Source organism: Echinicola vietnamensis DSM 17526, assembly GCF_000325705.1.
Taxonomy (GTDB): domain Bacteria; phylum Bacteroidota; class Bacteroidia; order Cytophagales; family Cyclobacteriaceae; genus Echinicola; species Echinicola vietnamensis.
In genome coordinates, this window is record NC_019904.1 from 3,914,063 (window position 1) to 3,939,875 (window position 25,813).

The 25,813-nt window shown below is 44.3% G+C and carries 22 protein-coding genes; 15 read left to right on the forward strand and 7 right to left on the reverse strand.

All coding sequences use genetic code 11. The annotated features are described in order from the left end of the window. Positions 1 to 393 carry a hypothetical protein gene (locus ECHVI_RS16120; RefSeq protein ID WP_015267080.1) on the reverse strand — a complete coding sequence of 131 codons (393 nt, stop codon included), beginning with the start codon at positions 391 to 393 and terminating at the stop codon, positions 1 to 3. A 350-nt stretch (positions 394 to 743) separates the two neighbouring features. Here ECHVI_RS16120 and ECHVI_RS16125 point away from each other — a divergent pair, with 350 nt between their 5' ends. From ECHVI_RS16125 to galB, 9 genes are all read left to right on the forward strand, one after another. Continuing rightward, the gene (locus ECHVI_RS16125) at positions 744 to 1,238 is read left to right on the forward strand and encodes a hypothetical protein (protein ID WP_015267081.1); all 495 of its coding nucleotides are present in this window, start codon (positions 744 to 746) and stop codon (positions 1,236 to 1,238) included. Between the two features lie 41 nt (positions 1,239 to 1,279). Beyond that, positions 1,280 to 3,184, forward strand: coding sequence for a DNA topoisomerase IV subunit B (locus tag ECHVI_RS16130; protein WP_015267082.1), 1,905 nt, complete (start codon positions 1,280 to 1,282; stop codon positions 3,182 to 3,184). Positions 3,185 to 3,346: 162 nt separating this feature from the next. Next, the gene (locus ECHVI_RS16135; RefSeq protein ID WP_015267083.1) at positions 3,347 to 5,977 is read left to right on the forward strand and encodes a DNA gyrase/topoisomerase IV subunit A; all 2,631 of its coding nucleotides are present in this window, start codon (positions 3,347 to 3,349) and stop codon (positions 5,975 to 5,977) included. Then, on the forward strand, positions 5,967 to 6,659 hold the full coding sequence (locus ECHVI_RS16140; protein WP_015267084.1) for a TrmH family RNA methyltransferase: 693 nt from the start codon (positions 5,967 to 5,969) through the stop codon (positions 6,657 to 6,659). Before ECHVI_RS16135 ends, ECHVI_RS16140 begins: the two co-directional genes overlap by 11 nt. A gap of 135 nt (positions 6,660 to 6,794) precedes the next feature. After that, positions 6,795 to 7,121 carry a hypothetical protein gene (locus ECHVI_RS16145; RefSeq protein WP_015267085.1) on the forward strand — a complete coding sequence of 109 codons (327 nt, stop codon included), beginning with the start codon at positions 6,795 to 6,797 and terminating at the stop codon, positions 7,119 to 7,121. Position 7,122: 1 nt separating this feature from the next. Beyond that, positions 7,123 to 7,422: a hypothetical protein gene (locus tag ECHVI_RS16150; protein WP_015267086.1), complete on the forward strand. Its 300-nt coding sequence runs from the start codon at positions 7,123 to 7,125 to the stop codon at positions 7,420 to 7,422. 2 nt (positions 7,423 to 7,424) lie between these two features. Further along, a complete protein-coding gene (locus tag ECHVI_RS16155; RefSeq protein ID WP_015267087.1) occupies positions 7,425 to 9,089 on the forward strand; it encodes a PepSY-associated TM helix domain-containing protein in 1,665 nt (554 codons plus the stop codon). A 153-nt stretch (positions 9,090 to 9,242) separates the two neighbouring features. Then, positions 9,243 to 10,052, forward strand: a complete 810-nt coding sequence (locus ECHVI_RS16160; RefSeq protein WP_015267088.1) for a GIY-YIG nuclease family protein — start codon at positions 9,243 to 9,245, stop codon at positions 10,050 to 10,052. An 83-nt stretch (positions 10,053 to 10,135) separates the two neighbouring features. Further along, on the forward strand, positions 10,136 to 12,598 hold the full coding sequence (gene galB, locus ECHVI_RS16165) for a beta-galactosidase GalB (protein WP_015267089.1): 2,463 nt from the start codon (positions 10,136 to 10,138) through the stop codon (positions 12,596 to 12,598). Here galB and ECHVI_RS16170 read toward each other — a convergent pair. Continuing rightward, a complete protein-coding gene (locus tag ECHVI_RS16170; RefSeq protein WP_015267090.1) occupies positions 12,595 to 13,059 on the reverse strand; it encodes a glycosyl-4,4'-diaponeurosporenoate acyltransferase CrtO family protein in 465 nt (154 codons plus the stop codon). The genes galB and ECHVI_RS16170 overlap by 4 nt on opposite strands. Before the next feature lie 367 nt (positions 13,060 to 13,426). Here ECHVI_RS16170 and ECHVI_RS16175 point away from each other — a divergent pair, with 367 nt between their 5' ends. Continuing rightward, positions 13,427 to 14,458 carry a linear amide C-N hydrolase gene (locus ECHVI_RS16175; protein ID WP_015267091.1) on the forward strand — a complete coding sequence of 344 codons (1,032 nt, stop codon included), beginning with the start codon at positions 13,427 to 13,429 and terminating at the stop codon, positions 14,456 to 14,458. 771 nt (positions 14,459 to 15,229) lie between these two features. On the opposite strand, the gene ECHVI_RS16185 is transcribed toward ECHVI_RS16175, so the two are convergent. Further along, positions 15,230 to 15,448, reverse strand: a complete 219-nt coding sequence (locus ECHVI_RS16185) for a hypothetical protein (protein WP_015267093.1) — start codon at positions 15,446 to 15,448, stop codon at positions 15,230 to 15,232. Positions 15,449 to 15,644: 196 nt separating this feature from the next. Here ECHVI_RS16185 and ECHVI_RS23025 point away from each other — a divergent pair, with 196 nt between their 5' ends. Further along, a complete protein-coding gene (locus tag ECHVI_RS23025; protein WP_015267094.1) occupies positions 15,645 to 16,598 on the forward strand; it encodes a CobW family GTP-binding protein in 954 nt (317 codons plus the stop codon). A 45-nt stretch (positions 16,599 to 16,643) separates the two neighbouring features. Next, the gene (locus tag ECHVI_RS16195) at positions 16,644 to 17,669 is read left to right on the forward strand and encodes a succinylglutamate desuccinylase/aspartoacylase family protein (protein WP_015267095.1); all 1,026 of its coding nucleotides are present in this window, start codon (positions 16,644 to 16,646) and stop codon (positions 17,667 to 17,669) included. Positions 17,670 to 17,722: 53 nt separating this feature from the next. Here the strand turns inward: ECHVI_RS16195 and ECHVI_RS16200 are convergent, their stop codons facing one another. From ECHVI_RS16200 to ECHVI_RS16215, 4 genes are all read right to left on the reverse strand, one after another. After that, positions 17,723 to 18,955 (reverse strand): DUF3999 family protein, encoded by a 1,233-nt coding sequence (locus ECHVI_RS16200; RefSeq protein WP_041738776.1) that lies wholly within the window; start codon positions 18,953 to 18,955, stop codon positions 17,723 to 17,725. Further along, positions 18,939 to 21,278, reverse strand: a complete 2,340-nt coding sequence (locus ECHVI_RS16205; protein WP_015267097.1) for a DUF2339 domain-containing protein — start codon at positions 21,276 to 21,278, stop codon at positions 18,939 to 18,941. Before ECHVI_RS16205 ends, ECHVI_RS16200 begins: the two co-directional genes overlap by 17 nt. A 201-nt stretch (positions 21,279 to 21,479) precedes the next feature. Further along, complete coding sequence (locus ECHVI_RS16210) at positions 21,480 to 21,824, reverse strand: zinc ribbon domain-containing protein YjdM (RefSeq protein WP_015267098.1); 345 nt, start codon at positions 21,822 to 21,824, stop codon at positions 21,480 to 21,482. Between the two features lie 24 nt (positions 21,825 to 21,848). Continuing rightward, positions 21,849 to 22,547, reverse strand: coding sequence for a tetratricopeptide repeat protein (locus ECHVI_RS16215; protein WP_015267099.1), 699 nt, complete (start codon positions 22,545 to 22,547; stop codon positions 21,849 to 21,851). A 475-nt stretch (positions 22,548 to 23,022) separates the two neighbouring features. Here ECHVI_RS16215 and ECHVI_RS16220 point away from each other — a divergent pair, with 475 nt between their 5' ends. The 3 genes from ECHVI_RS16220 to ECHVI_RS16230 all read left to right on the forward strand — a co-directional run bounded on the left by ECHVI_RS16220 (position 23,023) and on the right by ECHVI_RS16230 (position 25,756). Beyond that, a complete protein-coding gene (locus ECHVI_RS16220) occupies positions 23,023 to 23,472 on the forward strand; it encodes a DUF937 domain-containing protein (RefSeq protein WP_015267100.1) in 450 nt (149 codons plus the stop codon). 132 nt (positions 23,473 to 23,604) lie between these two features. Further along, positions 23,605 to 24,012, forward strand: a complete 408-nt coding sequence (locus ECHVI_RS16225; RefSeq protein WP_015267101.1) for a DUF4332 domain-containing protein — start codon at positions 23,605 to 23,607, stop codon at positions 24,010 to 24,012. A gap of 214 nt (positions 24,013 to 24,226) precedes the next feature. Next, positions 24,227 to 25,756 carry a helicase HerA-like domain-containing protein gene (locus ECHVI_RS16230; RefSeq protein ID WP_015267102.1) on the forward strand — a complete coding sequence of 510 codons (1,530 nt, stop codon included), beginning with the start codon at positions 24,227 to 24,229 and terminating at the stop codon, positions 25,754 to 25,756. The last annotated feature ends 57 nt before the right edge of the window (positions 25,757 to 25,813 follow it).

Sequence of the window (25,813 nt, forward strand, 5' to 3'; positions counted from 1 at the left end):
TTAAGGATTAAGGGTTGTAATCGTTACTTCACTGACCTTATTTATGGCATTCAAACGGAAAAGGGCCTTTAGGGGCTCTTTTTCTTTGTCATGATTTTCACATTCACTGGATGGTTCCAAAAAATAAAAGAAAAAGCTCTGACTCTTATTCAGCAATTCCACCCTATCAGGCCGTCCAAAAGTGACAATTAGCTCTTGATTGGTTGCGCCGAGAAACGTATTTTTCAGGGATTCCAGCTCTTCCAAGTCTTGGATGCGAAGGCCTTTGCAGCCGTAGCGGTCATTTTTCCAATTTTCCATGTTGATCTTTCCAGTGTCCAATTTGGATACACAGCTGGTAAATGTACCGAATAACAGAACCAACAGAATGGAGGACAGCGTGCTTGACTTCATGGAAAGGATATTTGTTTACAATTCGGTGCCAAAGGTAGTCTAAGAAAAGGGGGGATACAAGTGTGGCAACCACTGGCAATCGGCGAGGGTAGGCCAGAAAGTGAAGAACAAGCGAGAAATCAACTTAAAAATGGCAGCTTTTTAAGGAAGATCAGGTGTCATAAAAGTGTAAGGTGCCGCTGAATTTGGCGCAAGGAGGACAAATTTCCCTTATCTTTCAAATATTACTTACTGTCAGCAGATTAGACCTTTTCAATGGATTTACTCCTTTTACAAAGGGAAATCTAATACATTAGAAACAGGCATTCTATCATCTTAACCCTTATATTAGCAGTTTAAAACACGCATATATGAATCATAGATTTGCTAAAGCATTCCACGTAGTTTCCGTATTGGCTTTTATCGTCATCTTCATGTACATTTATTCGGGTTTGCCAGAAATGGTGGGGTTTGAGTTGAATGAAGAAGGGTTTGCCCATGGGGTGATGAACAAGAATATATTTTTCTACATCATGATCGGTATTTTTTTGGTGTTGAATATCCTTTTGGTGACGCCGGCAAAACTCATCGAGAGTGGTGCCAGTCCTAATATTAAGCGGTTATTTGCCAAAGGAGACCCTTTCAGGGACAAGATGCTGACCTGGATTTATTCTTTTGTGGGCATTATCAATGTGTCCATTATCGTAGTGGCAGTGTACATTTTCCAATTGAATGGCGTGATAGAAGAGACAGGACGTCCATCAGGATTTGGATTATATGTTTTGCCTGTTTTATTTGTGATTTGGATGGTCCTTTTATTTGTGTTGTTGACCAAAAAAATGAGAACTGTCCAGTCCGGCAAATAAGCACCAAGTGAATAAAGTAGCGCAGAAAATTTAAATGACACATGGCAGAAAAGAACGTACAATATACCGAAGACAGTATTCGATCACTCGACTGGAAAGAACATATCCGCCTGCGGCCAGGGATGTACATCGGGAAGCTTGGAGATGGCAGTGCCCAGGATGATGGGATTTATGTGCTGGTCAAAGAGATTTTGGATAACAGTATCGATGAGCATATGATGGGCCATGGCCGTACCATCGATATCAAGATCAGTGAACACAAAGTGGAAATTCGGGATTATGGACGCGGCATTCCCTTGGGCAAGGTGGTCGACTGTGTTTCCAAGATCAATACTGGAGGTAAGTACGATTCAGGAGCTTTCCAAAAATCGGTTGGCCTAAACGGAGTGGGTACCAAAGCGGTAAATGCACTCTCGCAGTACTTCAAGGTACAATCCTACCGCGATGGGGAGACGAAAATCGCTGAGTTCGAGAAAGGGGAGCTCATAGAAGACCGGCCAGTGGAAAAAAGTTCGGACCGAAATGGTACCAAGATCGTTTTTAGTCCGGATGCCACCGTGTTTAAGAATTATCATTTTATTCCGGAGTACCTAGAAAACCAAATTTGGAATTATGCCTTTTTGAACTCTGGGTTGACGATCAATTTTAACGGAAAAAAATACTTTTCCGATAAAGGCCTCCATGATCTGCTGGACAGAAAGGTAGATGATGATAGCAAGCGGTACCCGATCATTCACCTAAAAGGCAATGACATAGAGATGGCCCTTACCCATACCAATCAGTATGGAGAGGAGTACCACTCCTTTGTAAACGGCCAATATACCACCCAAGGGGGGACGCATTTGGCCGCTTTTAGAGAGGCAATTGTAAAAGCGGTAAGGGAGTTTTTCAAGAAAGACTATGATGCCGCTGATATTCGCCAGAGCATCGCCGCAGCCATCGCCGTAAGGGTGCAGGAGCCGGTGTTCGAGTCGCAAACCAAGACCAAATTGGGCTCGCACAGTGTGGGGCCTGACGGACCGACCTTACGGACTTTCGTGAATGATTTTGTAAAAACAGAGCTGGACAATTACCTCCATAAGAATCAAGAGACAGCCAATGCCCTGCTCAAGCGAATCCTGCAATCTGAAAGGGAGCGAAAGGAAATTTCCGGCATCAAAAAACTGGCCAATGAAAGGGCCAAAAAGGCCAATTTGCACAACAGGAAGCTGAGGGATTGTCGCGTGCATTATGATGATGTCAAGGCCAATGAGGAAAAGAAGAACGATACCATGCTGTTTATCACCGAAGGGGACTCAGCATCAGGATCCATTACCAAATCCAGGGACGTGCAGACCCAGGCCGTATTTTCCCTCAGGGGCAAGCCGCTAAATTGCTTTGGCATGACCAAAAAGGTGGTGTATGAAAATGAAGAATTTAACCTGCTGCAGCATGCGCTGAACATTGAAGACGGGGTAGATGGCTTACGGTACCGTAAGATTGTCATTGCCACCGATGCCGATGTGGACGGCATGCACATCAGGCTACTGATCATGACTTATTTCTTGCAGTTTTTCCCTGAGTTGGTTAAAAATGGCCACTTATACATTTTGGATACACCGCTGTTTAGGGTGAGAAACAAGAAAGAAACCATTTATTGTTATTCAGAAGATGAGAAGCGAAAGGCCATTGCCAAGCTCGGAAATAAACCGGAAATCACCCGATTCAAAGGGCTTGGGGAGATTTCTCCAGAGGAATTTGGTGGTTTTATCGGTGAAGATATCCGATTGGAACCGATCATCCTGAACAAGGAAACCAAGATAGCCGATCTGCTGACGTTCTTTATGGGTAAAAATACTCCAAACAGGCAGAGCTTTATCATTGATAACTTGAAAGTCGAAAAAGACATTGTGGAGGAGAAAGATGGAGGCGTGAAGGCCGACACCGAAGAAACGGAAGCAGCATGATCAGTATGAAGAATCAAGGACAAGGAATGAATAAGGTTGAATTTAGCATGACGAATTGGGAATGTATAGTCGGATATGAAAGGCCTATTGCGCATAGCTGGCGTATCCTCTAAGGCCGGCAATCTTCCAAGTTTACAGTTTTCCAATTAATGTACCCCGAATATGAGTGACATAGAAAATAACGGTCAGGGCGAAAACGGAGATGCTTTGCATGATTCCGTACCGGTGACCGGCATGTATCAAGAGTGGTTTTTAGATTATGCATCTTATGTGATTTTGGAACGGGCCGTTCCTGCCATTGAAGATGGATTTAAGCCGGTGCAGCGGCGGATTTTGCATGCGATGAAGGAAATGGATGATGGGCGGTTTAACAAGGTGGCCAACATCATTGGACAGACCATGCAATATCACCCACACGGTGATGCTTCCATCAGTGATGCCATTGTGAACTTGGGCCAAAAAGACCTGCTTATCGAGACACAGGGAAACTGGGGCGACATCCGTACCGGTGATGGAGCTGCAGCCGCCCGATACATCGAAGCACGTCTGTCCAAATTTGCCCTGGAAGTGGTCTTTAATCCACAAACGACGGATTGGCAAGTTTCCTATGATGGCAGGAAGCGAGAACCAGTGACCTTGCCGGTGAAGTTCCCTTTGCTATTGGCACAGGGGGTGGAAGGGATTGCCGTTGGGCTTTCTACCAAAATCCTTCCCCATAATTTCTGTGAGCTGATCAATGCCTCTGTCGATGTGCTGAAAGGTAAAAAAGCCAATATTGTCCCGGACTTTCCTACGGGGGGACTGGCGGATTTTTCTGAGTACAATGAAGGCCTCAGAGGAGGAAAGATCAAAGTTCGCGCGAGGATCGAAGAAGGGGATGGGAAGAGCCTTCTGATCAAGGATATCCCTTTTGGTACTACTACGACCTCTTTGATCGATTCCATCATCAAGGCCAATGACAAGGGTAAGATCAAGATCAAAAAAGTGGTGGACAATACGGCCAAGGATGTGGAGATTCAGGTGTTTTTGGCACCCGGCCAATCACCGGATATGACCATTGATGCGCTTTATGCTTTTACGGATTGTGAACAGTCCATCTCTCCAAATGCCTGCGTGATCATCGATGATAAGCCGGTGTTTATGGGGGTGAATGACATCCTCGCTTATAATACCACACAGACCAAAGCGCTCCTCAAAAGGGAACTGGAGATTCGCAAAGGGGAATTGATGGAGAAATTGCTTTTCTCTTCGTTGGAAAAAATATTCATCGAAAACCGGATTTACCGGGACATTGAGGAGTGTGAAACCTGGGAAGATGTGATCGACACCATCGATAAAGGCCTGGATCCCCATAAACCGGACTTTTACCGTGAGATCACTAAAGACGATATCATCCGGCTGACCGAGATCAAGATCAAAAGAATCTCGAGATTTGACAGTTTCAAGGCGGATGAATTGATGCGTAAATTGGAGGATGAACTCAAGGAAGTGGAATACAACCTGGAGCATCTTACGGAATTTGCCATCGATTATTATAAAAACCTCCTAAAGAAATATGGTAAGGGCAGGGAGCGAAAAACTGAAATACGCAATTTTGAAACCATTCAAGCTACTGTCGTAGCGGCCAATAATGCCAAATTGTACGTCAACCGAAAAGATGGCTTTATCGGACTTGGCCTGAAGAAGGATGAATTTGTTTGCGATTGTTCCGACCTTGATGATATCATTGCTTTTAAGAAGGACGGTACCTGTGTGGTGACCAAAATCCAAGACAAGGTCTTTGTAGGGAAAGATATCATTCATGTGGGCGTTTTCCGAAAGGGAGATGAGCGCATGGTTTATAATATGATTTACTTGGATGGCGCTTCTGGCCGTACCATGGTGAAGCGATTCCAAATCCTCAGTGTCACCCGGGACAGGGAATATGTATTGACCAAGGGTACCAAGGGTTCGAAGGTCCTGTATTTTACTGCCAATCCAAATGGAGAAGCCGAAATCGTGACCGTTTACCTTACGCAAGGAAGCAAAGCAAGGGTAAAAGTATTTGACTTTGACTTTAAGGAACTGGATATCAAAGGACGTGGGGCCGGCGGAAATATCCTGACCAAATATCCCGTTCGAAAGATCCAGTTGAAAATGGAAGGGGGGTCTACCCTCGGAGGGTTGGATGTGTTTTATGATGAAGCGGTGGGCAGATTGAATACAGATGAGCGGGGCCGGTTGATCGGCAATTTCCTAGGAGATGACAAGGTCATTGCATTTTACAAAGACGGCAGTTATGAGTTGACCTCTTATGAGCTGACCAATCGCTACGATCCGAATACCCTTATGCTGATCGAGAAATTTGATCCACAGGCCGTCATTTCCTGTGTCTATTACGACGGAGCCAGCAAAAATCACTATGTCAAGCGGTTCAATATCGAGACCAGTACAATGGGGAAGAAGTTTACTTTTATCTCCGACCACAGAAGGTCTACCTTAGAAATCGTGTCTACTGATAAACAGCCTCAGGTAGCTGTTACCCTTAAGAAAGGCCAGGAAACGGAAAAAGTGGAATACGACCTGGACATGCTGATAGATGTCAAGGGTTGGAAATCCGTGGGGAATAAGCTCAGTGCCCATACGGTAAAGAGCATCAAGCTGCTTGAACCCGTAAAAAAGGAAACAGGCACCAAAGAAGAAAATGGAAATAAAGATGATTTGGAAGTCGGCTCGACCATCGACCTGAATGTAAAGAAGGATGATGATGATGACGACAAGGATCAGCTAGGATTGTTTAAAAATGGAAAATAGTTCAAAGGATCCCGACCTTTTAGCTTATCTGTCCCAATACGTAACCGACCATAAAAAAGCCAGGATGGAAGAGATCCTGGCTTTAAGGTCCCGGTTTTTCACCTTGGTGCTAGAGGATATTTATAAGCCCCATAATGCCAGTGCGGTGATCAGGACATGTGATTGCTTTGGGATTCAGGATATCCATATCATTGAAAAGGCCAATTCCTATGATGTCAACCCCTATGTCACCAGGGGCGCGGCCCAATGGGTGGATATTTACAAGTACCAAGAAACCCCGCACGTATCGGCCGTGGATGTTTGTTTTGAGGAATTGAGGGAAAAGGGCTATCGGATTTTGGCCACTTCTCCGCATGGGGAAAGTATTCCGCTGCATGCACTCGAGGCAGATCAAAAAACGGCCTTGGTCTTTGGAAATGAACATGAAGGGGTAAGCCAAGAGGTCATCGAAAAGAGCGATGGTGTGGTCCACATTCCCATGACAGGCTTTACAGAGAGCTTCAATATTTCGGTCAGTGCTTCCATATGTCTGTATGATTTGCAGCAAAAGATCATCCGTTCCCGACCAGAGATATACTACTTAAGGGAAGAAGAAAAGGAAGAAATCCGTTTCAGGTGGTACAAAAGTGTCATCAAAAACGTGGAAGCACATATTCGGAGTTTTTATAATTCTCATACATAAGTGAAGAAGCGTCCACGCTTCATTTCTCGAAACTATTTTTTAAAGCTATTAATTTAAATTAAATCTAAATAAAGTTGCTTTGGGTGGTTCCTGCTTCTATATTTGCTGTATAGTGAAGTTAGAAGTTGACTGACCATGATCACATTAGCAACATTAATCATCTTTCTGGGCTTTTATACATTGTATAATACTTCCAAAAAGGCACCACTCCTCCTGTCCAACCACTTGGAAAAATGGGCTCATTCTCACCCGGGGCCAGCCAAGGCCATTGGACTGCTGTTATTATCACTGGGCATGTTGATAGCCATGTTTGATAGTGGTGTAGGAGCGGGGATGTTTACCTTCTTAGTTATTTTGATGACGGTTGCGAGTCTCGTAGTGGTGGTCACCCCCCTAAAATTTGTAGGCTACAGAAGCCTTCTTGTTCTATTTGCCATTTCCTTAATGTTAGAATTCCTCTGATATGCCAGCGAATAAAAAACACCTGACTACATCAAAAAGACAACGATTTGCCAAAATCACTGCGGGTTTCTTAGGAGGATATGCAGTGACCGTATCGCTTTTTATGGCTATTGGGTTTTGGGTAGATCATATTAATGTGCTGATGACCTTAAGATTTGGAGGATTTATGCTCTGGGCGACCTTGTTTTTAGTGGCCTTCCTTTTTAGGGATGGCTGGAAAGCATGGGGCGTTTATTTGCTGTGCACATTGGTGTTTTCAGGCCTGATCTATATCGGTAAAATTTATAACCCAATTGTCTGATCATGAGCAACAGGATTTACAATGTGCTTTTCCATACCCATACCGTTAGTGGTATTGTCATCAGTGTGGCGTTGTTTGTGATTTTCTTTGCCGGTTCGTTCTCCTTTTTCAGGGATGAAATAGTGGGTTGGGAAAGAAATGAACCTATTGTCGAAACGGCTACACTGAGCGATTTGGATTTTGATGTATTGCTGGATACGCTGAATCAACGGCATGAACTTCAAGCCCGTGATGTGGCATTTACCAAGTATTTTGATGAGCGCAGGATAAACGTAAGCCTTTCTGCATCGAAGGACACTACAGCCAATGAAGCAGCTAGGGGACGGGCTTTTTTCTATATGGATCCCGAGACCTCGGATACCTACACTTACCAAAGTAATTATAGCATTGGAGAGTTTCTTTACCGCTTGCACTTTTTTGCGCAACTTAACCTGTGGGGCACATCGGGATATTTGCTAGCGGGGCTTATAGCCTTCTTTTTTCTCTTTGCGATTATAACGGGGGTATTGGTGCATTGGAAGAAAATCGTTTCTAATTTTTACCTTTTTCGTCCAAAAGCCAGTTTGAAAAACCTTTGGACGGATGCCCATACGGCCCTTGGAATCATTGGGCTGCCGTATCAGTTTGTGTATGCCGTGACGGGGACTTGTCTGATTATCGGAACATCGGTGATGTCTCCGGCCGTGGTAACGTTTATGTATGACGGAGATACAAACCAGCTCTATGAAGACTTTGGCTTTAATCCGCCCCATTTTGCTTGGGCGAATGATCCATTAACGGAAGTGCCAAGCATCAACGCTTTAGTGGAACGTGCAGAGGCAAAGTGGGAGGGCTTCGAAATCCGAAACGTAGAGATATTCGATTATGGCGACCAAAACATGCATGTCGGCATTGAAGGCCGCACACACTATGACGCCAAATTTGCCGGTAGAGGTGAGATTGTTTACCATGCTGCCACCGGCGAAGAGGTGAAGGTAGTGAACCCTTTTACAGCCACCTCTTATCAAAACGCCGTAACGGCTATTATTACCCAGTTGCATTTTGGGGATTTTGGTGGAATGCCGCTAAAAGCAGTCTACTTTATCTTGGGAATCATTTCATGTTTTGTCATCCTTTCGGGAGTGATGATCTGGCTCGTAGCGCGCGACAAAAAAAATATTCCTGAAAAACAACGAAGGTTTAATGCTTGGGTGGTCTGGATTTACCTGGGGGTATGTTTAAGCATGTTTCCCGCAACAGCCATTACCTTTTTGGCGGTCAAGTTTTTCCTGACCACATTCGATGCTTCGCGCATGACTTTTATCTATCAGGTATTCTTTTACAGTTGGTTGGTGCTATCAGTGTTCTTCACGGTCAAGCGGGACAATTATTTTACCAATAAATTCACCTTACTTGGTGGAGGAATATTGGGCATGATGGTTCCTGTAGCCAATGGACTGGTAACGGGTAATTGGCCTTGGGTGACGCTTCCTGCCGGGCACATTCAGATTTTTGCGGTGGATGTTTTTTGGATATGCATTTCCATAGTCGCCTTGATCATAGGATGGAGCCTGAAAAAGCCCACCAAGCAAAACAAACCTACTTCCCGACAAAAGACCAACAATCATTTGTCCCGTGGAGTAGATGTCACTTTAAGCAAGGAAGGGAGCCTACAATACTTAAATTGAAGCCTTTCCTTGATTCGTGTGATTTGGGTAAGAAAGCACCTTCGGGGAGGAAAATTGGACAGGAAACCGATGTAGCCATCTCCTGATGATGAATGGCGTAAAACAATTCGCTTTGACAGGGCGTTAGTAGGTCAAACCATTGCTACCCATACCATGCTCTCAGAGAACTTATCCTCCTTGGTCAAGGAAGTCCCAAAAGGTATTGTGGGCGTTTATTATTTGATGGGGGAGGGTGATCGCATCATTTACATTGGCAAGAGTATCGATATCAGAAAACGGCTCTTGCAGCATTTTCAGCAGGGCACCGCCAAGGCACTCAGGATGCAAAATCAAGTTAGACGCATCGAATATGAAAACATGGGCAACGAGCTGATGGCTTTGTTACGGGAATCGGAGTTGATCAAATTCCACAAGCCGATGTTTAACCGAGCACTGAGAAGGAGTATTTTCCTTTGGGGGCTTTATTTGGAGCACACAGCTGAAGGTTATCTTTCCTTGCAATTAAAGAAAATTACCACAGACCAGCGGGAGTTAATGGCTTTTACCGCTAAAAAGGAAGGAAAAGAATACCTCTTTCGGATTACCGACCGCTATCAGCTCTGTCAAAAGATCAATGGCCTCTATCCCACCAATGGAGCCTGTTTCCAATATTCCTTGAGAACCTGTCGCGGGGCTTGTGTCCAAGAAGAGGCCGTCGAAGCCTATAACAAACGGGTGGGCAGTTATATGGAAGCTATTCGTTTTCCTGAAACCGATCAGGCGATCTTGTTGAAAGGAAGAAAAAGGGGAGAACGAGGATTGGTGCTCATCGAGAAAGGTGTTTACAGAGGATATGGTTTTTTTCAGGGAGAACTGGAGGATGGAACAGACCTTCATGCCCTAATTGAACCAAAAACCGAGGATAGGGACAGCCAGCGATTGATCCGGGGATATCTCCGGAAGCAGGACAGTGCAGCACAATAGGGATAAAATTATTATGGCCAGGACACGACAAATTTTTAAAGTGGCTATCTTTATTTTTTAGCTCAACTAACAAGAAAAAGCTTATGCGTTTCCGTTCGATATTGATTTGCCTGTTGTTGATAGGCAGTATTTGTTCCTTTTCACATGCCCAAAGGGTCCGTAAATCCTGGCCGCTGAAGGAAGATTGGCGGTTCAGTAAGGGAGAGCAAGAAGAGGCTTATCAAATCGATTTCGATGACCGTGAATGGGAATCTGTGCAGGTCCCGCATGACTGGGCGATCTATGGTCCCTTTGACGAAAGTAATGATTTACAAATTGTGGCAGTCACCCAGAACGGAGAGAAGGTGGCCACCAAAAAAACCGGGCGAACTGGCGGTTTGCCCTATATGGGAGTCGGCTGGTACAGGAGAGCTTTTGAAGTGCCCGGTTTTGACCCGGAAAAACAACGGGTGAAGCTTATTTTTGATGGGGCCATGAGCGAGGCGCAAGTATACGTCAATGGCGAAAAAGTCGGTTTTTGGCCATATGGATATAATTCATTCTATTTCGATGTGACAGATTTCTTACACGCCGATGGAACAAAAAACCAATTGGCCGTAAGGCTGGAAAACAAACCGCAATCGTCCCGTTGGTATCCTGGAGCAGGACTTTATCGAAATGTCCATGTATTGGTAACCCCCAAAATTCATGTTCCGGTTTGGGGGACTTTTGTGACGACTCCTTATGTTTCGGAGGAATATGCTTCTGTCAACATCAAAACGGAGCTGGAGCATGTGTCCGAAGGAACTGACATATCCATTGAAACTTCTATCCTTGATCTTTCGGGGAAAGTGGTGGCGAAGAAAAAGAACGTCCAAAGGCTTAACCACGGAAGGCCTTTAGAGCAATTTTTGACGGTTGATCATCCAGAACTGTGGTCTCCGGAGTCGCCTCACCTGTATGTGGCCAAGTCCGTTATTTCTATCGAAGGTCGTGAAATAGATGAGTTTACGACACGTTTTGGGATCCGTAAGATTGAATTTATTGCGGACAAAGGCTTTTTCCTGAATGGGCAGCGGAGAAAATTCCAAGGGGTGAACCTGCACCATGATTTAGGACCTTTGGGAGCTGCTGTGAACCGTTCTGCTATCAAGCGACAATTGCAGCTGATGAAGGACATGGGCGCAGATGCCATTAGGACCTCGCATAATATGCCTGCTCCGGAATTGGTGGAGCTGTGCGATGAGATGGGCTTGATGGTGATGGTAGAGTCTTTTGATGAATGGGATGTGGCCAAATGTAAAAATGGCTATCACCGTTTTTTTGATGATTGGGCCGAAAAAGATTTGGTCAATATGGTAAGGCACTACCGCAACCATCCCAGCGTGGTCATGTGGAGCATCGGCAATGAAGTGCCTACGCAATGTAGTGCCGATGGTTACCAAGTGGCGAAATTCCTGCAGGACATTTGTCATCGTGAAGATCCTACCCGTTTGGTTACGGCAGGAATGGATCAAATTTCCTGTGTACTGGACAATGGCTTCGCAGCAATGATCGATGTGACGGGCTTCAACTACCGTACCCACCGTTATGAAGAGGGATATCAGAAACTTCCGCACAGTTTGGTGTTGGGGTCTGAAACAGGATCTACCGTGAGTTCTCGTGGTGTTTATCATTTTCCTGTAGAAAAAGGGGCGCAGGTCATACATGAAAACCAGCAGTCCAGTGCCTATGGCCTGGAGTATTGTAGTTGGTCAAACCTGCCAGAGGATGATTTTGCACTTGCTGACGACTTTGACTGGACATTGGGACAGTTTGTGTGGACGGGTTTTGATTATTTGGGAGAACCCACCCCTTATGATACCGATGCTTGGCCCAATCACAGCTCGATGTTCGGGATTGTGGACTTGGCGGGAATTCCGAAGGACAGGTACTATTTGTATAAAAGTGTATGGAAGCCAGAAGAAGAGACATTGCATATCTTACCTCATTGGAACTGGGAGGGGAGAGAAGGCCAGAAAACACCCCTGTTTGTATACACCAATTATCCGTCAGCAGAGCTTTTTATCAATGGTGAGAGCCAAGGCAAGCAGACCAAGCACAAAGAAGGTACCCTTCAGGAGCGATACAGGTTGATGTGGATGGATGCGATCTATGAACCCGGGGAAGTGAAGGTGGTGGCCTATGATAGTCTTGGGAAGAAAGCTGCTGAAAAGATCCTCCATACCGCCGGAAAGCCTCACCACATCGAATTGGTACCGGAGAATAAACGAATTGCTGTAGAAGGAGATGAGTTGGCTTTTATTCGGGTGCAGGTGGTGGATAAGGAAGGCAGGGTATGTCCGACGGATCAGCGATCGCTTTCCTTTGATGTCGCAGGAGCAGGGGCCTTTAGGGCCGTGGCAAATGGGGACCCGGGGAGCTTGGAGCTTTTCCACGAACCCCAAATGAAGGTGTTTAATGGACAGCTGACGCTTATCGTTTCGGCAAAGGAAGCAGGCAATATCCACATAAAAGCCACTGCAAAGGGACTTAAAAACGGGGAAACCATTATGGAGGCTTACTAATGGCCTAGCCTATAATCCCTTCTCAATTTTCTCCTGATCCGTTGGTGAACCAATAAGGGGTAAATATTGCCAAATATGTTGGTGGCTAATAGAACGTAAAAGGTGCCTATGTTACCGAAGAAATAATTGATTGCAGCAATGCCAGTCAATACTGCTGCGGCAATAAGGTATTCGAGTTCACGGGTAAAATGTTTGGTCTTTATCTCATCCAGCCGGAGATGGTCCTCGTTTTTGCCGTACATTAATTTAAACTCCCAATATTCCAAGGGGAATAAGGAAATGATCTTTTCAAACCATTTTAGGGCAATGAATACCTCCCATTTCCGGTTTTGGATCAAAAAGAGGTGGCCATATTTGGGATAGAGGAGATGCCCCTTGATCCAATGGCAACACACGACACCAACAAACCAAGAAAACACCAACGAGAGAAGGGTAGTTATAATGGGAGATATTATGATCATTAATTTCGGAATATTGTCTTCCTATTTATATAAACAGGTAATTCACGTAATTATTTCAAATTTTAGCATTTGTTTGCTTAAATCATCATTACCATGGTGTTTTTTACCAGTTTCTTACAAAGAAGGGGATTATGCTGGCTGACTGGCCAAGTGGTGGAGTAACTTAATTTTAACAGCCAATGCTGCCTGATTTCGGTTTTATTTATGTGGTGGATCGATCGCATTATATACGATGAAGCCACTGTGACCAAAGACCAGCATGGCCTTCATAAATAATTAATGACCAGTCACTGTTTAAAAATTCTATTTTTTAGTTAAATTATACCAATTAAGGCATTGTTCCATTTAAGTATAAAATCATCATATTATGAAAACCAAGCATGTGATAATCATTTTTGCACTCTTTTTTTTGGCACGTATAGCGGTGCCGTGTACGCGAGTGGTGTACAAAGGGCCAGAAAACTTGGTGATCACCGCTAGGTCAATGGATTGGAATGATGAAATTCCTGCCAACTTATGGCTATTTCCGCGAGAGATGCAGCGAGAAGGCAAGGTGGGGCCCAGCTCCATCACATGGCAATCCAAGTACGGGAGCATCGTCGCCAGTTCATATGATGTGGCCACCGTTGATGGCATGAATGAAAAGGGTTTGGTGGCGAATATCCTTTGGTTGACAGAATCTGAATATCCGACATTCAGTGGGAGCAAACCGGGCTTGTCCATTGCTGCTTGGGCACAGTATATATTGGATAATTTTGCCACGGTGGATGAGGCGGTAAACAAGATGGCGAAAGAGGATTTTGTGGTGGTTTCCAGTAATATTCCCGGAACGGAGCGATTTGCCACCTGTCATTTGTCCATTTCTGATGCCTCGGGGGATAATGCGGTCTTTGAGTATGTCGGTGGAAAGCTGGTGATTCACCATGATCCCTCCTATGTGGTGATGACCAATTCTCCTGTTTATGAGCAGCAATTGGCGCTGAATGCCTATTGGCAGCGGATCCCGGGAACGATGATGCTACCAGGGACCAATAATGCTGCCGACCGGTTTGTCAGAGCATCTTACTATATCAATGCCATTCCCAAGACTTCCGACAGAAAGATAGCCGTAGCGAGTGTTTTTAGTGTGATTAGGAATTGTTCGGTCCCATATGGCATTTCTTCTGCGGATGAACCAAATATTTCTTCTACGAGATGGCGCACCGTTTCGGACCAAAAGCACCTCACATACTATTTTGAATCCGTATTGACTCCCAATACCTTTTGGGTAGACCTTAACAAGGTAGATTTCGGAATGGCGAATACCCTAAAGCTAAGCTTGGCAAATAATGAAACCTATGAAGGAAATGCTTTTGACCATTTTGAGGCAGCAGAACCCTTTGAGTTTGCAGGATTATAATGGGGAAGGTCTAACCTGAAATTCAAAAGGTAAGGCCGTGACTTAAGAGCCATTTTCTATGAATATTCGCACGACACCTCGAGAGAAACAGTCATGAATGAGGATCAAGCTGTTTTCCTCTGGGACTAGGATTTTCCTTCATGGGGAATATTAACTCCCAGCGCGCGAAACTTCAATGAATACAAGGAATCTGGATTGTAGCACACCCGATGCTTGGCCCGGAAGGGCAACACATCCATGGCCGTAGGTTTCAGCCATGGTGAATTACCCCATTTAACATTGCCGGTTTTAGCCACAGGATGCTCGTGGAACCCCAATCTCCTAAGGGAGTGCCCGCGGCACGGAGGGATAGCATTACCGTACTAAATGAGCGGAAAACATTTGCTATAGGTTTCAGAAGGGAGTTTCTTGATGAGAATGCTTTTTAGCTCTCGTACTGAGCGAATTTTTACTTTTCGTTTTCCCTCCAAAAAATATACTTCTTCCGATAGGTCAATGGCTGTCATGAATCGGTTTATTTCCAACTTTAAGAGGGATGGAAACAAAATTTTAAACAGCTCAAAATCGATGAGATGCTTTGTCATAGTTGATGAATTACTGGTAGAGTGTAGTTTGTGAATAATTTAAGTAATAATTGCAAAATTTCAAAAAGTATATGGAGTATTTATTTGTAAATAAAATCCTATTAAATGTATCTGTATGAAATATTATGGTTTCATCATTGAAAATGAATGAATTATAAATCGTTAAAGACGATCTTAAAGGGCTACATCAGGCTTGTTGTCGTTGGTCTTGGCACCACGCATCGATCAAAAGTTGCTTTTTGGGGAGGTGCTTGGAAAAATCTATAAATACAGGAGCTTTCAAAGGAGTGCGTAAAATGATCCAATCTTTACCTTCTGCTTCTATGATACTTCCGGAAAGGTTCTCAGTGGTGTTGCCAAATCCATGGCAATAATGATCATGGATTGTTTTGCCTAAATTACTCATGGGCAGTGGGGTTAGTGTTGTCATTTAATCGTCCTATCTAACGTAATTTTAATAAAAAGATACGTAAATGTTCCCTATTTCACACGCAAAAATTACTTTGTCAACATAGAATTATAAGCTTTAATTATTGCAACAATGTTGCGTTTAAAATAATCTACCATTAAGTTTGTAGCTGTAAGCACTTAAAGAAATAGCCATGCATCAACAAAAAATTAATGTCATTATCCTAACCGGATTCCTTGGAGCGGGCAAGACATCAGTTCTAAATAACCTGCTTTCTGAATATGCTCATCAAAAGAATTTGGTCATCGAGAATGAATTTGGTTCGCAGTCTGTTGATGGGGATTTGGTGAACTTAAAACAAGAGCGCGTATTTGAGCTCAATAATGGTTGCATTTGCTGTTCACTGGGAGAGGAATTGTACGCGGTACTCAGAGAAATTACCCAAATGCCCTCACCGCCAGACAATGTATTTATTGAGGCATCAGGCATGGCCGATCCTGGAGCCTTGGCCAGTGTATTTATCTTCGAAACGGTCCGTGAGTTTTTTGAGGTGAAAACAGTCATAGGGGTGGTAGATGCCGTTTTATTCGAGGATTGCCTTGATGAGGTGCCTGAAGCGGGAAGGCAACTGGCCGTTGCGGACTTGATATTGCTCAATAAAGCCGCTATGGTGACGGAAGATTATGTGCATGCCCTGGAAGAAAAAATCAAGAACATCAATCCACTTGCACAGGTACTTCCCACAAATTTTGGAGAAGTAACACTGGCGATGATCGACAAAGCCTCTTCGCAGGAAACGCAACTTTTTACTTTTCAGGCTCCAGAGTCCCATGAGCACAGTGATATGAAGTCCATTTTACTGGATTTTGAAAATATCGTGTTTGACCTTGGCCGCTTGCGAAGTGTCTTGACGGTTTCTCTTTTCCTACATTATCACCAAATTTACAGGATCAAGGGGTTTGTCCGGCTTTCATCCCGTAAACAGCTTCACCTTGTCCAAAGCGTGGGGCAACAGTTGAGCATTTCACCCGTTCTGGAAGAAGTAGGGCAAAAGCCGTTTTTGGTGGTGATCGGAAAAGGACTGACCCGAAAAGGGATCGAAAAGTTGTTTGCCAAAGGATATGAACATGAAGGGATCACCCTTTAGGCCTAAAAGAGGAAACATCAGATTAAATTAATTGTAAAAGTAGAGATGAGGAACGGTATAAAGTACGCCATACTATTGTTCGCCATAATGGTAGGGTTTATTTGTCATCCTGTGTCCGGACAGGACCTTACTTCAATTCAGCAGGGGACACGGAAGGATACCTTGGTGCGTATTGACAATAATGATGCTGTGGCACTCAGCATCATCAAAGGGAAATTCGATGGTCCTGTTTTTACCATCGTGGCAGGGATCCACGGTTTTGAATATCCTCCTATCATGGCTGTACAAGAACTTTTGAAAAAAGTAGATCCTGATAAGCTTCACGGGACCTTACTTGTACTCCCCATGGCGAATGAAGCGGCTTTTTATGAAAGGTCTGTTTTCGTAAATCCCACTGATGACAAAAATCTAAACAGGGCCTTTCCGGGCAATGCCACTGGAAGTATTACTGAAAGAATTGCCCATTGGATTAGCCAGAAAGTGATTCCCATTTCAGATGTATTTCTGGATATTCATGGAGGGGATGCCAGTGAAGACCTGTTGCCATTTGTGTGTTACTACCATCGTGCGGACAAGCCAGATCAGGTAGCACAGGCCCATAGGCTTACCGAGGCAGCCAACTTTGAATACAATGTGATCTATCCTTACCATTTATCACCTGATGACATGTCTGAGTATGCCTTCAAAGAGGCGGTGCAGCAAGGCAAAACAGCCCTGAGTATAGAAGCGGGAAAATTAGGAAATGTGCAGCCTGAAATGGTGGCCATGATTACCTCGGGGGTATTGAATATGCTGAATAAGATGGATATGTATCCATATGAAAATGATAAGCGCGTAAATCAAAAATGGCTCAGAGAACAGGTTTACATCAAATGTCCCGCTACCGGTATTTTTTATAGCGACTTTAGGAGTGGAGATAAAATCAAAAAAGGCCAGGTTTTGGGTTATATCACCAATGTCTTCGGGAAAAAGTTAGATGAAGTGAGGGCTCCATCTTCTGGGATTGTACTTTACAAAATCGGCACCCCTCCCGCAAACAAGGGAGAGACACTCTTTTGCATTGGGAAATGAGGTGAATAGGGCGTAAAAGATCCGTAAAGCACCGTCCTGCAAATATAAAGGGATCAAGCTTTTTTGATCATGTTGATTGAAAACCAGCCTAAGATCATGATGATGACAGCCATAACCGCCCAAAGCCACCCTTTATGTTGGAAAAGAGGGATCGTCGAAGAACTTGGAGAAGAATTAATAGGGGATACAGACTTCAGGGCAAGCGTTTTAGCAGTGGTGGGAATTCGATCCATAAATTGGCTAATGTCGTAATTTGGAGGGCTAGCATTGGCATTTCCATAGACCAAAAAATAATCAGCAGGTGTAGTAAAACGTGCAACCAAGGAATAGTCAAACCCGCTCACGTCTACACTGCTCACCGTCAGCGGAGGGTTGTCTTGGTGCTGAACGGTGATTTGTAGTTGTTGAAGGACGGTGACAGGGAGATCAAATTCATTCCCAGAGAGGGAATTCAACACCCCTGTGGCCAAAGTCCGGTATTGATGATGCCATCCTTTTTCTGTTTTGACACTGTCAGCAAGGTAACGGATCGTCACTGGACGGTAATAGTCAAAATCTTCGTTGACGTTTATGCTAATTTGGCTTACTGGGACTGGCTGGGCCAAATTAACTTCTAATAGCGTAGATTTCGCTTCGGTATCCTGCTGGGAGACTGTGCTGCGGACTTTTCGGTTATGGAAGGTTCCTTTTTGGATGGTCAGTTGCTCCACCGCCATATTTTGGAGTTGAGGATTGTGACGGCTGGGAATGGTCAGGCGATAATACGGGTAATTGGCTGCTGGGAATTTTAAGGTGGTAAACTGGAAGGCAGTGGAAGTGTTTTTTAGGGACAGAATACGATAATCTTCCAGCAGGGTAAACCACTCTTTTTGATCATGGCTTCCTTCCAAGGTGATTTTCCAATCAAAGTTTTCAACGTCAAAATCAAGGGAAATGTGGTCGGTTATGATTTCATCGGTGACTTCGAAAGTATAGAAATAGCGATCTCCATTTCGGGAGGCATTCAATAAATTGAAATTCAACCCCGTTTTTTCAGTTTTAGGCGCTGAGGATGTAAGCAAGTAGGGGGCTTCTATGGTATCCTGCTGGGCGGTGATGCCATAGATCCTAATATCCCCAAATTGTTGGTTGACATGCCTGAACATGGTGAGTGGTAGATCAATTTGGTGCCAAGTATCCGTAATCTCTCCCAGTTCTTGCCTATAGGCATAATCCTTCATTTGGCCGTAGGCATTAAGGCTTATCATCAGGAAGAACGGAAAAAGGAGTTTAATGATTGGTCTCATCAGCGATAAGGTGCTTGAATTTGTTGTACAAGAATGAAATGATCAGCAATAAAATCCCCAGAGAAACAAAGACAATGGTTTTGGCAATGGTATCCAAGTGGATGATGTCATAGAAGAATAATTTGAGCAACGTGAGGCCGAACAATACAATGGCCGAAATCCGCAGGTATTTTTTGTTTTTCCATATGCCAATTCCTATCAAAACCAAGGCATATACTCCCCAGAAAATACTAAGGCCAAGCTTGTATTGCCGGGACCAGCCGGCCATATCCATCCAATGGATCAGTTCACTGCTGAGCGTCCAAATAAGCGTCAGGTGTAGCCCGAAATCAAAAGCCATGTCAAATGATTTTTTCATAAAAGGCATTTTTTGGTAAGCAAAGGCTGCTCCTAAGGCCAATGCCACAAAGATGAAGGAGAAGTACCGCACCAGGATGTTTCTTACGCCATATTCGATATATTCCGGATGGGGAGGAGCCAAATAGGATACCCTCAGTTCGCTTAACGCATACAAACCACCGGATAAAAACATCAGCAAAGCAAGGCCGATCAATGTCAAATTGGTCCATGCGAGGGATCGGTTACGGTATTTTTTGCCATTTAGGAATGCCAGTCCTGTCAAAAAGAACAGCGTATAATTGATGCCCCAAATGATTTTAAATTTTATCAAATCCTCGTTTCTGAACATTTCGATGGTGTCCATAGCACTTTTCATTTCGACCTCGGAGATGACGTACAGCTGCTGCCAGTAAGCGTTGATTTCTGCCAGGAACGCATAGTAAGTAGTAAACAGCAGCACAGCCGGTATACCAAATGCAAGGAGTTTGGCCGTTCCATAGGATGGTTTCCAAGCGGGAGAACTGCTTGTATTGGCCTGTACCTGATATATCCATCCAAAACCGACCAAAAACAACATGGATGAAAGAAAGTGAATGTTTAATAATGGGGAAAAATGATTGGCCTCCTCTTCCAGGAAATAAGCGCCATAGACGATGGACCAATCATGGATTAGACTGAAGAAGGCGATGACCATAAGAGGGTAGGACAGTTTTTCATAGAAGGCCACGCGTTTGGTCCTTCCTATCCAGAACAGCAATGCTGCTTCTGAAGTCCAAAGCAAAGTCACCCAATTTCCGTCCCATTGTACCGGGAATGCGAGTGTGATAAAGGTTATCACCAAGCCAATGGCCAGGAAAAAAAGATTTCGATCAGCTTGTTTGCGGCGATAAATTGGAACACTGACGATAAAATGGATCACGGCATTGGCTAGCGTGAATAGACCCAAGAAATGCGCTGTTTCAGTATGGTTGGATAGTATTGCATAGCCCAATCCATAATAAATAAAAGCATTGCTCAACAGCATGATGATATCCGAGGAACTGAATTGTTCCCTCTGGAGGAATTTATAAGCCAAGAAGGCCAAGTAAAAGATGACAAAAAACAAGGAGGGGAACGTCAATGCCAACCCAAAATGTTCGGCTTGGGCATAATCGATCAGGAACCAAACCAAATAGATAAGCCACGTCAGGCCAAAAGCGGAATAGTAAAGTGCTTTCCAGTACTTTTTGATGGCGATGGAGAGGATTCCTAAATTAATGATGGCCATATATGCAAAGAGAATTTTTACATTTCCGGATCCATCACTGAGCAGGAAAGGCACCGCATAAGCCCCCACTAGTCCAATGTGTGCAATGACCTGTTTATTATAATGCAATGCTGCCAATACGGTGAAGGCGGTGAATATGACCATTAATGCGAAGGTCAAGGACAGCCCGATAAGCCCGTAAAAGCTAAAAGCAGCGAAGGTGATGAAATATAGGATGGCCATTGCACCGCTGAGCAACACCGCGCTGAAATTTTCATATTTTTCTTTGAGTTTGATGGCTACACCCAGCAGGCCGATGCCCACGACATAGCCCATGATAATCCGGGTTAAGGGACCGATTAGCTGATTGTCAATGGTGTATTTGGCACCTATGGCCACCCCAATTACGACGATGATAATGCCAATCTTATTGGCCAAATTTTCCCCTATAAACTTTTCAAAGTCTGTTTTGGACTTTTTGGGTTTGGGAGGAAGGTCCCAGTCCATATCAGCGGTAGCCTTTTTAGCCTGTCGGAAAGGACGCAAAGGTGTTTTGGGGGACTGAGCAGAAGGAGTGGGAGTTGTACGTTGATTTTCTGCCGGGATAGGGTTCGATCCTTTGAGATGATGGATTTCATTTTGCAGCGCTTTTACTTCTTTGGAAAAGGCTTCTTGTTTTTCCATCAGCGCCTCAAGTTTTTTCAGAAGTGCGTCCAGCTTTTCGTGATTTTCGGCCATATATGAATGGTAAAATAGAGTCTATTAAAAAAAATGGCAAGTCGCCAGCTACGATAGCAATATAGGGCTTTCTCAAGTAATTTTATGCATTGCTTCTGAGGCTACCTCTTAAAATTTGAAAACATCCTTCAATTGTAGTTGATGGCCAAACGGAAGATTTACGTGGACGTAAGGGCTTTAGGTGATGGTGAAAGTTTGTTCTTAGGCTTTTTTTACAAAAATGGATTTCAACGCCATCGCGCCAAAGCCAGGAATTTTACAATCGATATTATGGTCCCCTTCGACCAAACGAATGTTTTTCACTTTTGTGCCGGCTTTTATAGGTTGTGCAGCACCTTTCACGGGAAGGTTTTTGATCACCACCACATCATCACCATCCTGAAGGGCATTTCCATTGGCATCTTTGACATCAAAGCCTTCTTCGCCTTCATCGGTAGCCTGTGTTTCCGGGTTCCATTCGTGTCCGCATTCTGGGCACATCATGGAAATTCCAGTAGGATAAGCATAGGGCGAATGGCATGCTGGGCATGGGATATGGTCTGTCATGTTAAAGTCCGATTGGATAGGGAATTAATGTACTTCAGGTTCTGCGGTGGTATGTTCATGGTGCTCCTGATGGTCACAAAGTTCTTCTGAATGCACTTCACCAAAGCCTGAACATGTATGGCATGCACTGACTTCTTTGAGGCTTCCGTCGCATCTGGGACAGGTGAGCCTGCCTTCCCCTTTGCATCGCGTACATTGATAGTATTCGGTAATGTTAAATACGTTCTTTTTGGTGACAATACCTGTCGCTTTGCAGCGACTACAGCCCACAATGCCTCTTCCTTTGCAAAGACTGCAATCCTGTTCGATGACTTTCTTGCCATGACAGGTGGGGCATGCCTGGTAGCGGTAACCTTTGGTGTCACATAATTTACAGCTGGCAATGGCTTCCAATGGGGCTTTCAACTTGTTTTCCAGCGCTTTGGCTGCTTCATAGTTTTCGGCCTTGAATCCATTGATCTCCAGGTATTTGCTAAGGAATTTTGAGCTGTTGTCGTATTGCTTTAATTCATACAAGGTCTCTGCAAAATAGTACGGCATTTCCGGGGGGATGGAGGCACTGCTTTCAATGATCTGACGGAAATAATAATTCGCCTTTTCATACTCGCTGTTGGCAATGGAAGTTTTGGCCATCTCCATCAAACGGTCTGTCCTTCCCAAGCTTGGACGGCCTTGGGCCAAAGCAACACTTTGGAGCCCCGTGCCTAGCCAAAGGAAGACCATTACAAGAAGGGATTTTAACAGTGTTAGGCAGGATAGGGCCTGAATAGTTCTCTGTCGCGGCATAGTAATCAACTCTCTTTCTAATCGAGCCTAAAGAACCAAAATTTGTGGGAAATGTCCGCAGTTTTTTCCTTTTTTTTAATGTTTATTAACATTATCGGTACATTTTTATGATTAGCATACGATGGATGGGGATGGGCTATACAATGCCATTTGGTGGGGGTATCACCTTGAAAGATGTTCCCTTACTTGATCTCATTGAACGGATACCATGATGGGTGAAAAGAAAATATTTTTAGGGTTTATTACTGCGTTACTGTTAAGGTTTTTATAATTTATGGTTAATCCAGGTGAATTTTGTTAAATGATTTGTAAATTTTTATTATCTTAAAAAGGATTTGTTAAAAATAGGTTTGGTTATTGACAGGCAATGACTACCTCTTTTTAATGTACAAATAACATAACTGTTTTTACCATGATCAATGAAATTTTAAAAAATGTCGGGCCTGAGGTGATTTCAAAAATCACCGGTCAATTTGGGCTTTCCGAGGAACAGGCTTCCAAAGCGGTAGATACCACCCAGGAATCGCTTACAGCTACAGCGACCAAAGAGGCTGCAGGGGGCAATATCGATGGCCTGCTGAATATGATCAATCAAGGAAGTGGCGCTGCTGGGGGAAGCATGTTTCAGAAATTTGCCGGCAATCTGGCCAGTGACTACATCTCCAAGCTGGGGATTTCCGAGGGAATCGCCCAGCAAATATCCAATTTTGTCTTACCGCTAGTACTGGACAAGATCATGGGACAAACCGGTGGGAATGCCGGTAAAGGAGATCTGATGAAGCTGATTGGGGGCAGTGCAGGAGATATCCTAAAGGGAAAAGCAGGGGACATGCTAGGCGGATTGGGAAATATGTTCAAGTAAGCCCTTTTACCTTATCCACGTTGTTTTCTGGAATGGCTGCATTTTGCAGTTATTGAACAAACCATTGGCCGTGTCATCACACGGTCCTTTACTACATTATATTATTTTCAATTTCATAATTCATTAATAACCATGTCAAAAACCATCACTAGTATTGAGGGGATCGGTCCCGTAAACCAAGAGAAATTTGCCAAAGCCGATGTAAAAACAGTAGAAGCACTTTTGGAAAAAGGAGCTTCAAAAAAAGGCAGAAAAGCTTTAGCCGATGCCACAGGAATAGATGAAGGCAAAATATTGGACTTTGTCAACATGGCCGACCTGTTTAGAATCACTGGCGTGGCCAGTCAATTTGCCGAGCTGCTGAAAGCTACTGGCGTGGACACGGTGAAGGAACTTCGTACCCGTAATCCTGAAAATCTTCATAAGGCGCTCACAGAGACGAATGAAGCCAAAAAACTTACCCGGGTGGTGCCAGCCTTGAGCCAAATCGAAGATTTTATCAACCAGGCCAAAGCATTGGAGCCAGTGGTGACCCATTGATCGATGCTATTAAATCAAAAAGACAAGAGGCTGTCTTCAAGGTGTCCATAAAATCCCTGAATCACCTGCGGGGACAGCCTCTTAAAATGATACATGTAAAAAGATGGAGGGGGATAATGCAGCAGCACCCATTGTTGGATTGTTTTACAGGCTATTCACCTGCAAAAGGGAAATGCGGGTGAATAAAGAGGGATGAAAATTTCATAAATCGTTTATGACTACAAAAGAAAACTTTCAGCAGCATATTTCCACTGGATACCAAACCAAAAAGGATTTTTTTACCTTAGGAACAGGCATACTGGAAAAAGCCCCGGTAAAGGACGCCACTGTTAAGATTCCATTAAAAACCCTCAACCGCCATGGTTTGATCGCAGGGGCCACAGGAACTGGCAAGACCAAGACCTTGCAAGTGATGGCAGAGCAGCTTTCCCTGAAAGGCATTCCAAGTGTGCTCATGGACCTTAAGGGAGACCTTTCTGGCCTCGCCCGCCCGGGGACTTCAAATGACCATATTGTTTGGCGCAGCGATGCGATTGGGATTGAATATGAGCCGACGGGTCTTCCTGTCGAGCTGTTGACGATCAGTCAGGAACCGGGCACTCGCCTGCGGGCCACGGTGACGGAATTTGGCCCGGTGTTGATTTCGCAGATTTTGGACCTGAACAGTACCCAACAGGGTATCATAGCCCTTGTTTTTAGGTTTTGTGATATCAAAAAATTGCCGTTACTGGATTTACAGGACTTAAAGAAAGTGCTTCAATATGTGATCAATGAAGGAAAGGAGGAGATCAAACAGGAATTTGGTGCGGTATCCACCAGCTCTGTGAACACCATCATGCGAAAAATCATCGAATTGGAGCAGCAAGGAGCGGCATCATTTTTTGGGGAGGTTTCTTTTGATGCCAATGATCTGGTGAGGTTCAAGGACGATCGGGGCGTGATATCCATTATCCGGCTGACGGATATTCAGGATCGACCCAAATTGTTTTCCACGTTTATGCTTAGCCTTTTGTCTGAAATCTATGAGACCTTTCCCGAGCAAGGGGACGCAGATAAGCCCAAGCTCTGTTTGTTCATAGACGAAGCCCACCTTGTCTTTGACAATGCCTCCAAGGAGTTGATCGATAAGATTGAGGCCATTGTAAAATTGATCCGATCAAAAGGGGTGGGGATATTTTTTTGTACGCAAAGCCCGACCGATATTCCAGAAAATGTGTTGGGGCAATTAGGGTTAAAGGTCCAACATGCCTTGAGGGCTTTCACGGCCAAAGACCGCAAAGCCATTGGGAAGACAGCGGAAAACTATCCCATTTCCGAATTTTATGACACCAAAGCCGTATTGACATCCATGGGGATTGGCGAGGCGATGGTGACGGCCTTAAACGAAAAAGGGATACCGACACCTTTGGCACATACCCTTGTGCGGGCACCTGTTTCGCGAATGGATGTCCTTACAGCCGATGAAATCAGCGAATTGGCCCAGCACTCGGGCATTGCCTCCAAGTACAATCAACTGATCGACAGGAAAAGTGCTCATGAGATCCTTGAAGAAAAACTCGTACAAGCTGAATTGACGGCCAAAGAGAAGGCGACATCGCGACCGACCGGCAGGACTTCCCCAAAAGAAGAAGACAGCCTCTTTGAGGAATTGTCAAAAAATACCATGGTAAGGCAAATTGGCAGGACGATTTTCAGGGAACTCACCAGAAGTATCTTGGGAACTTTATCTGGAAAGCGAAGATAGTTTTAATTGTCTCAATATAATTCTATATTAGACTGTTGGATGTTTCGATCCGGAGAA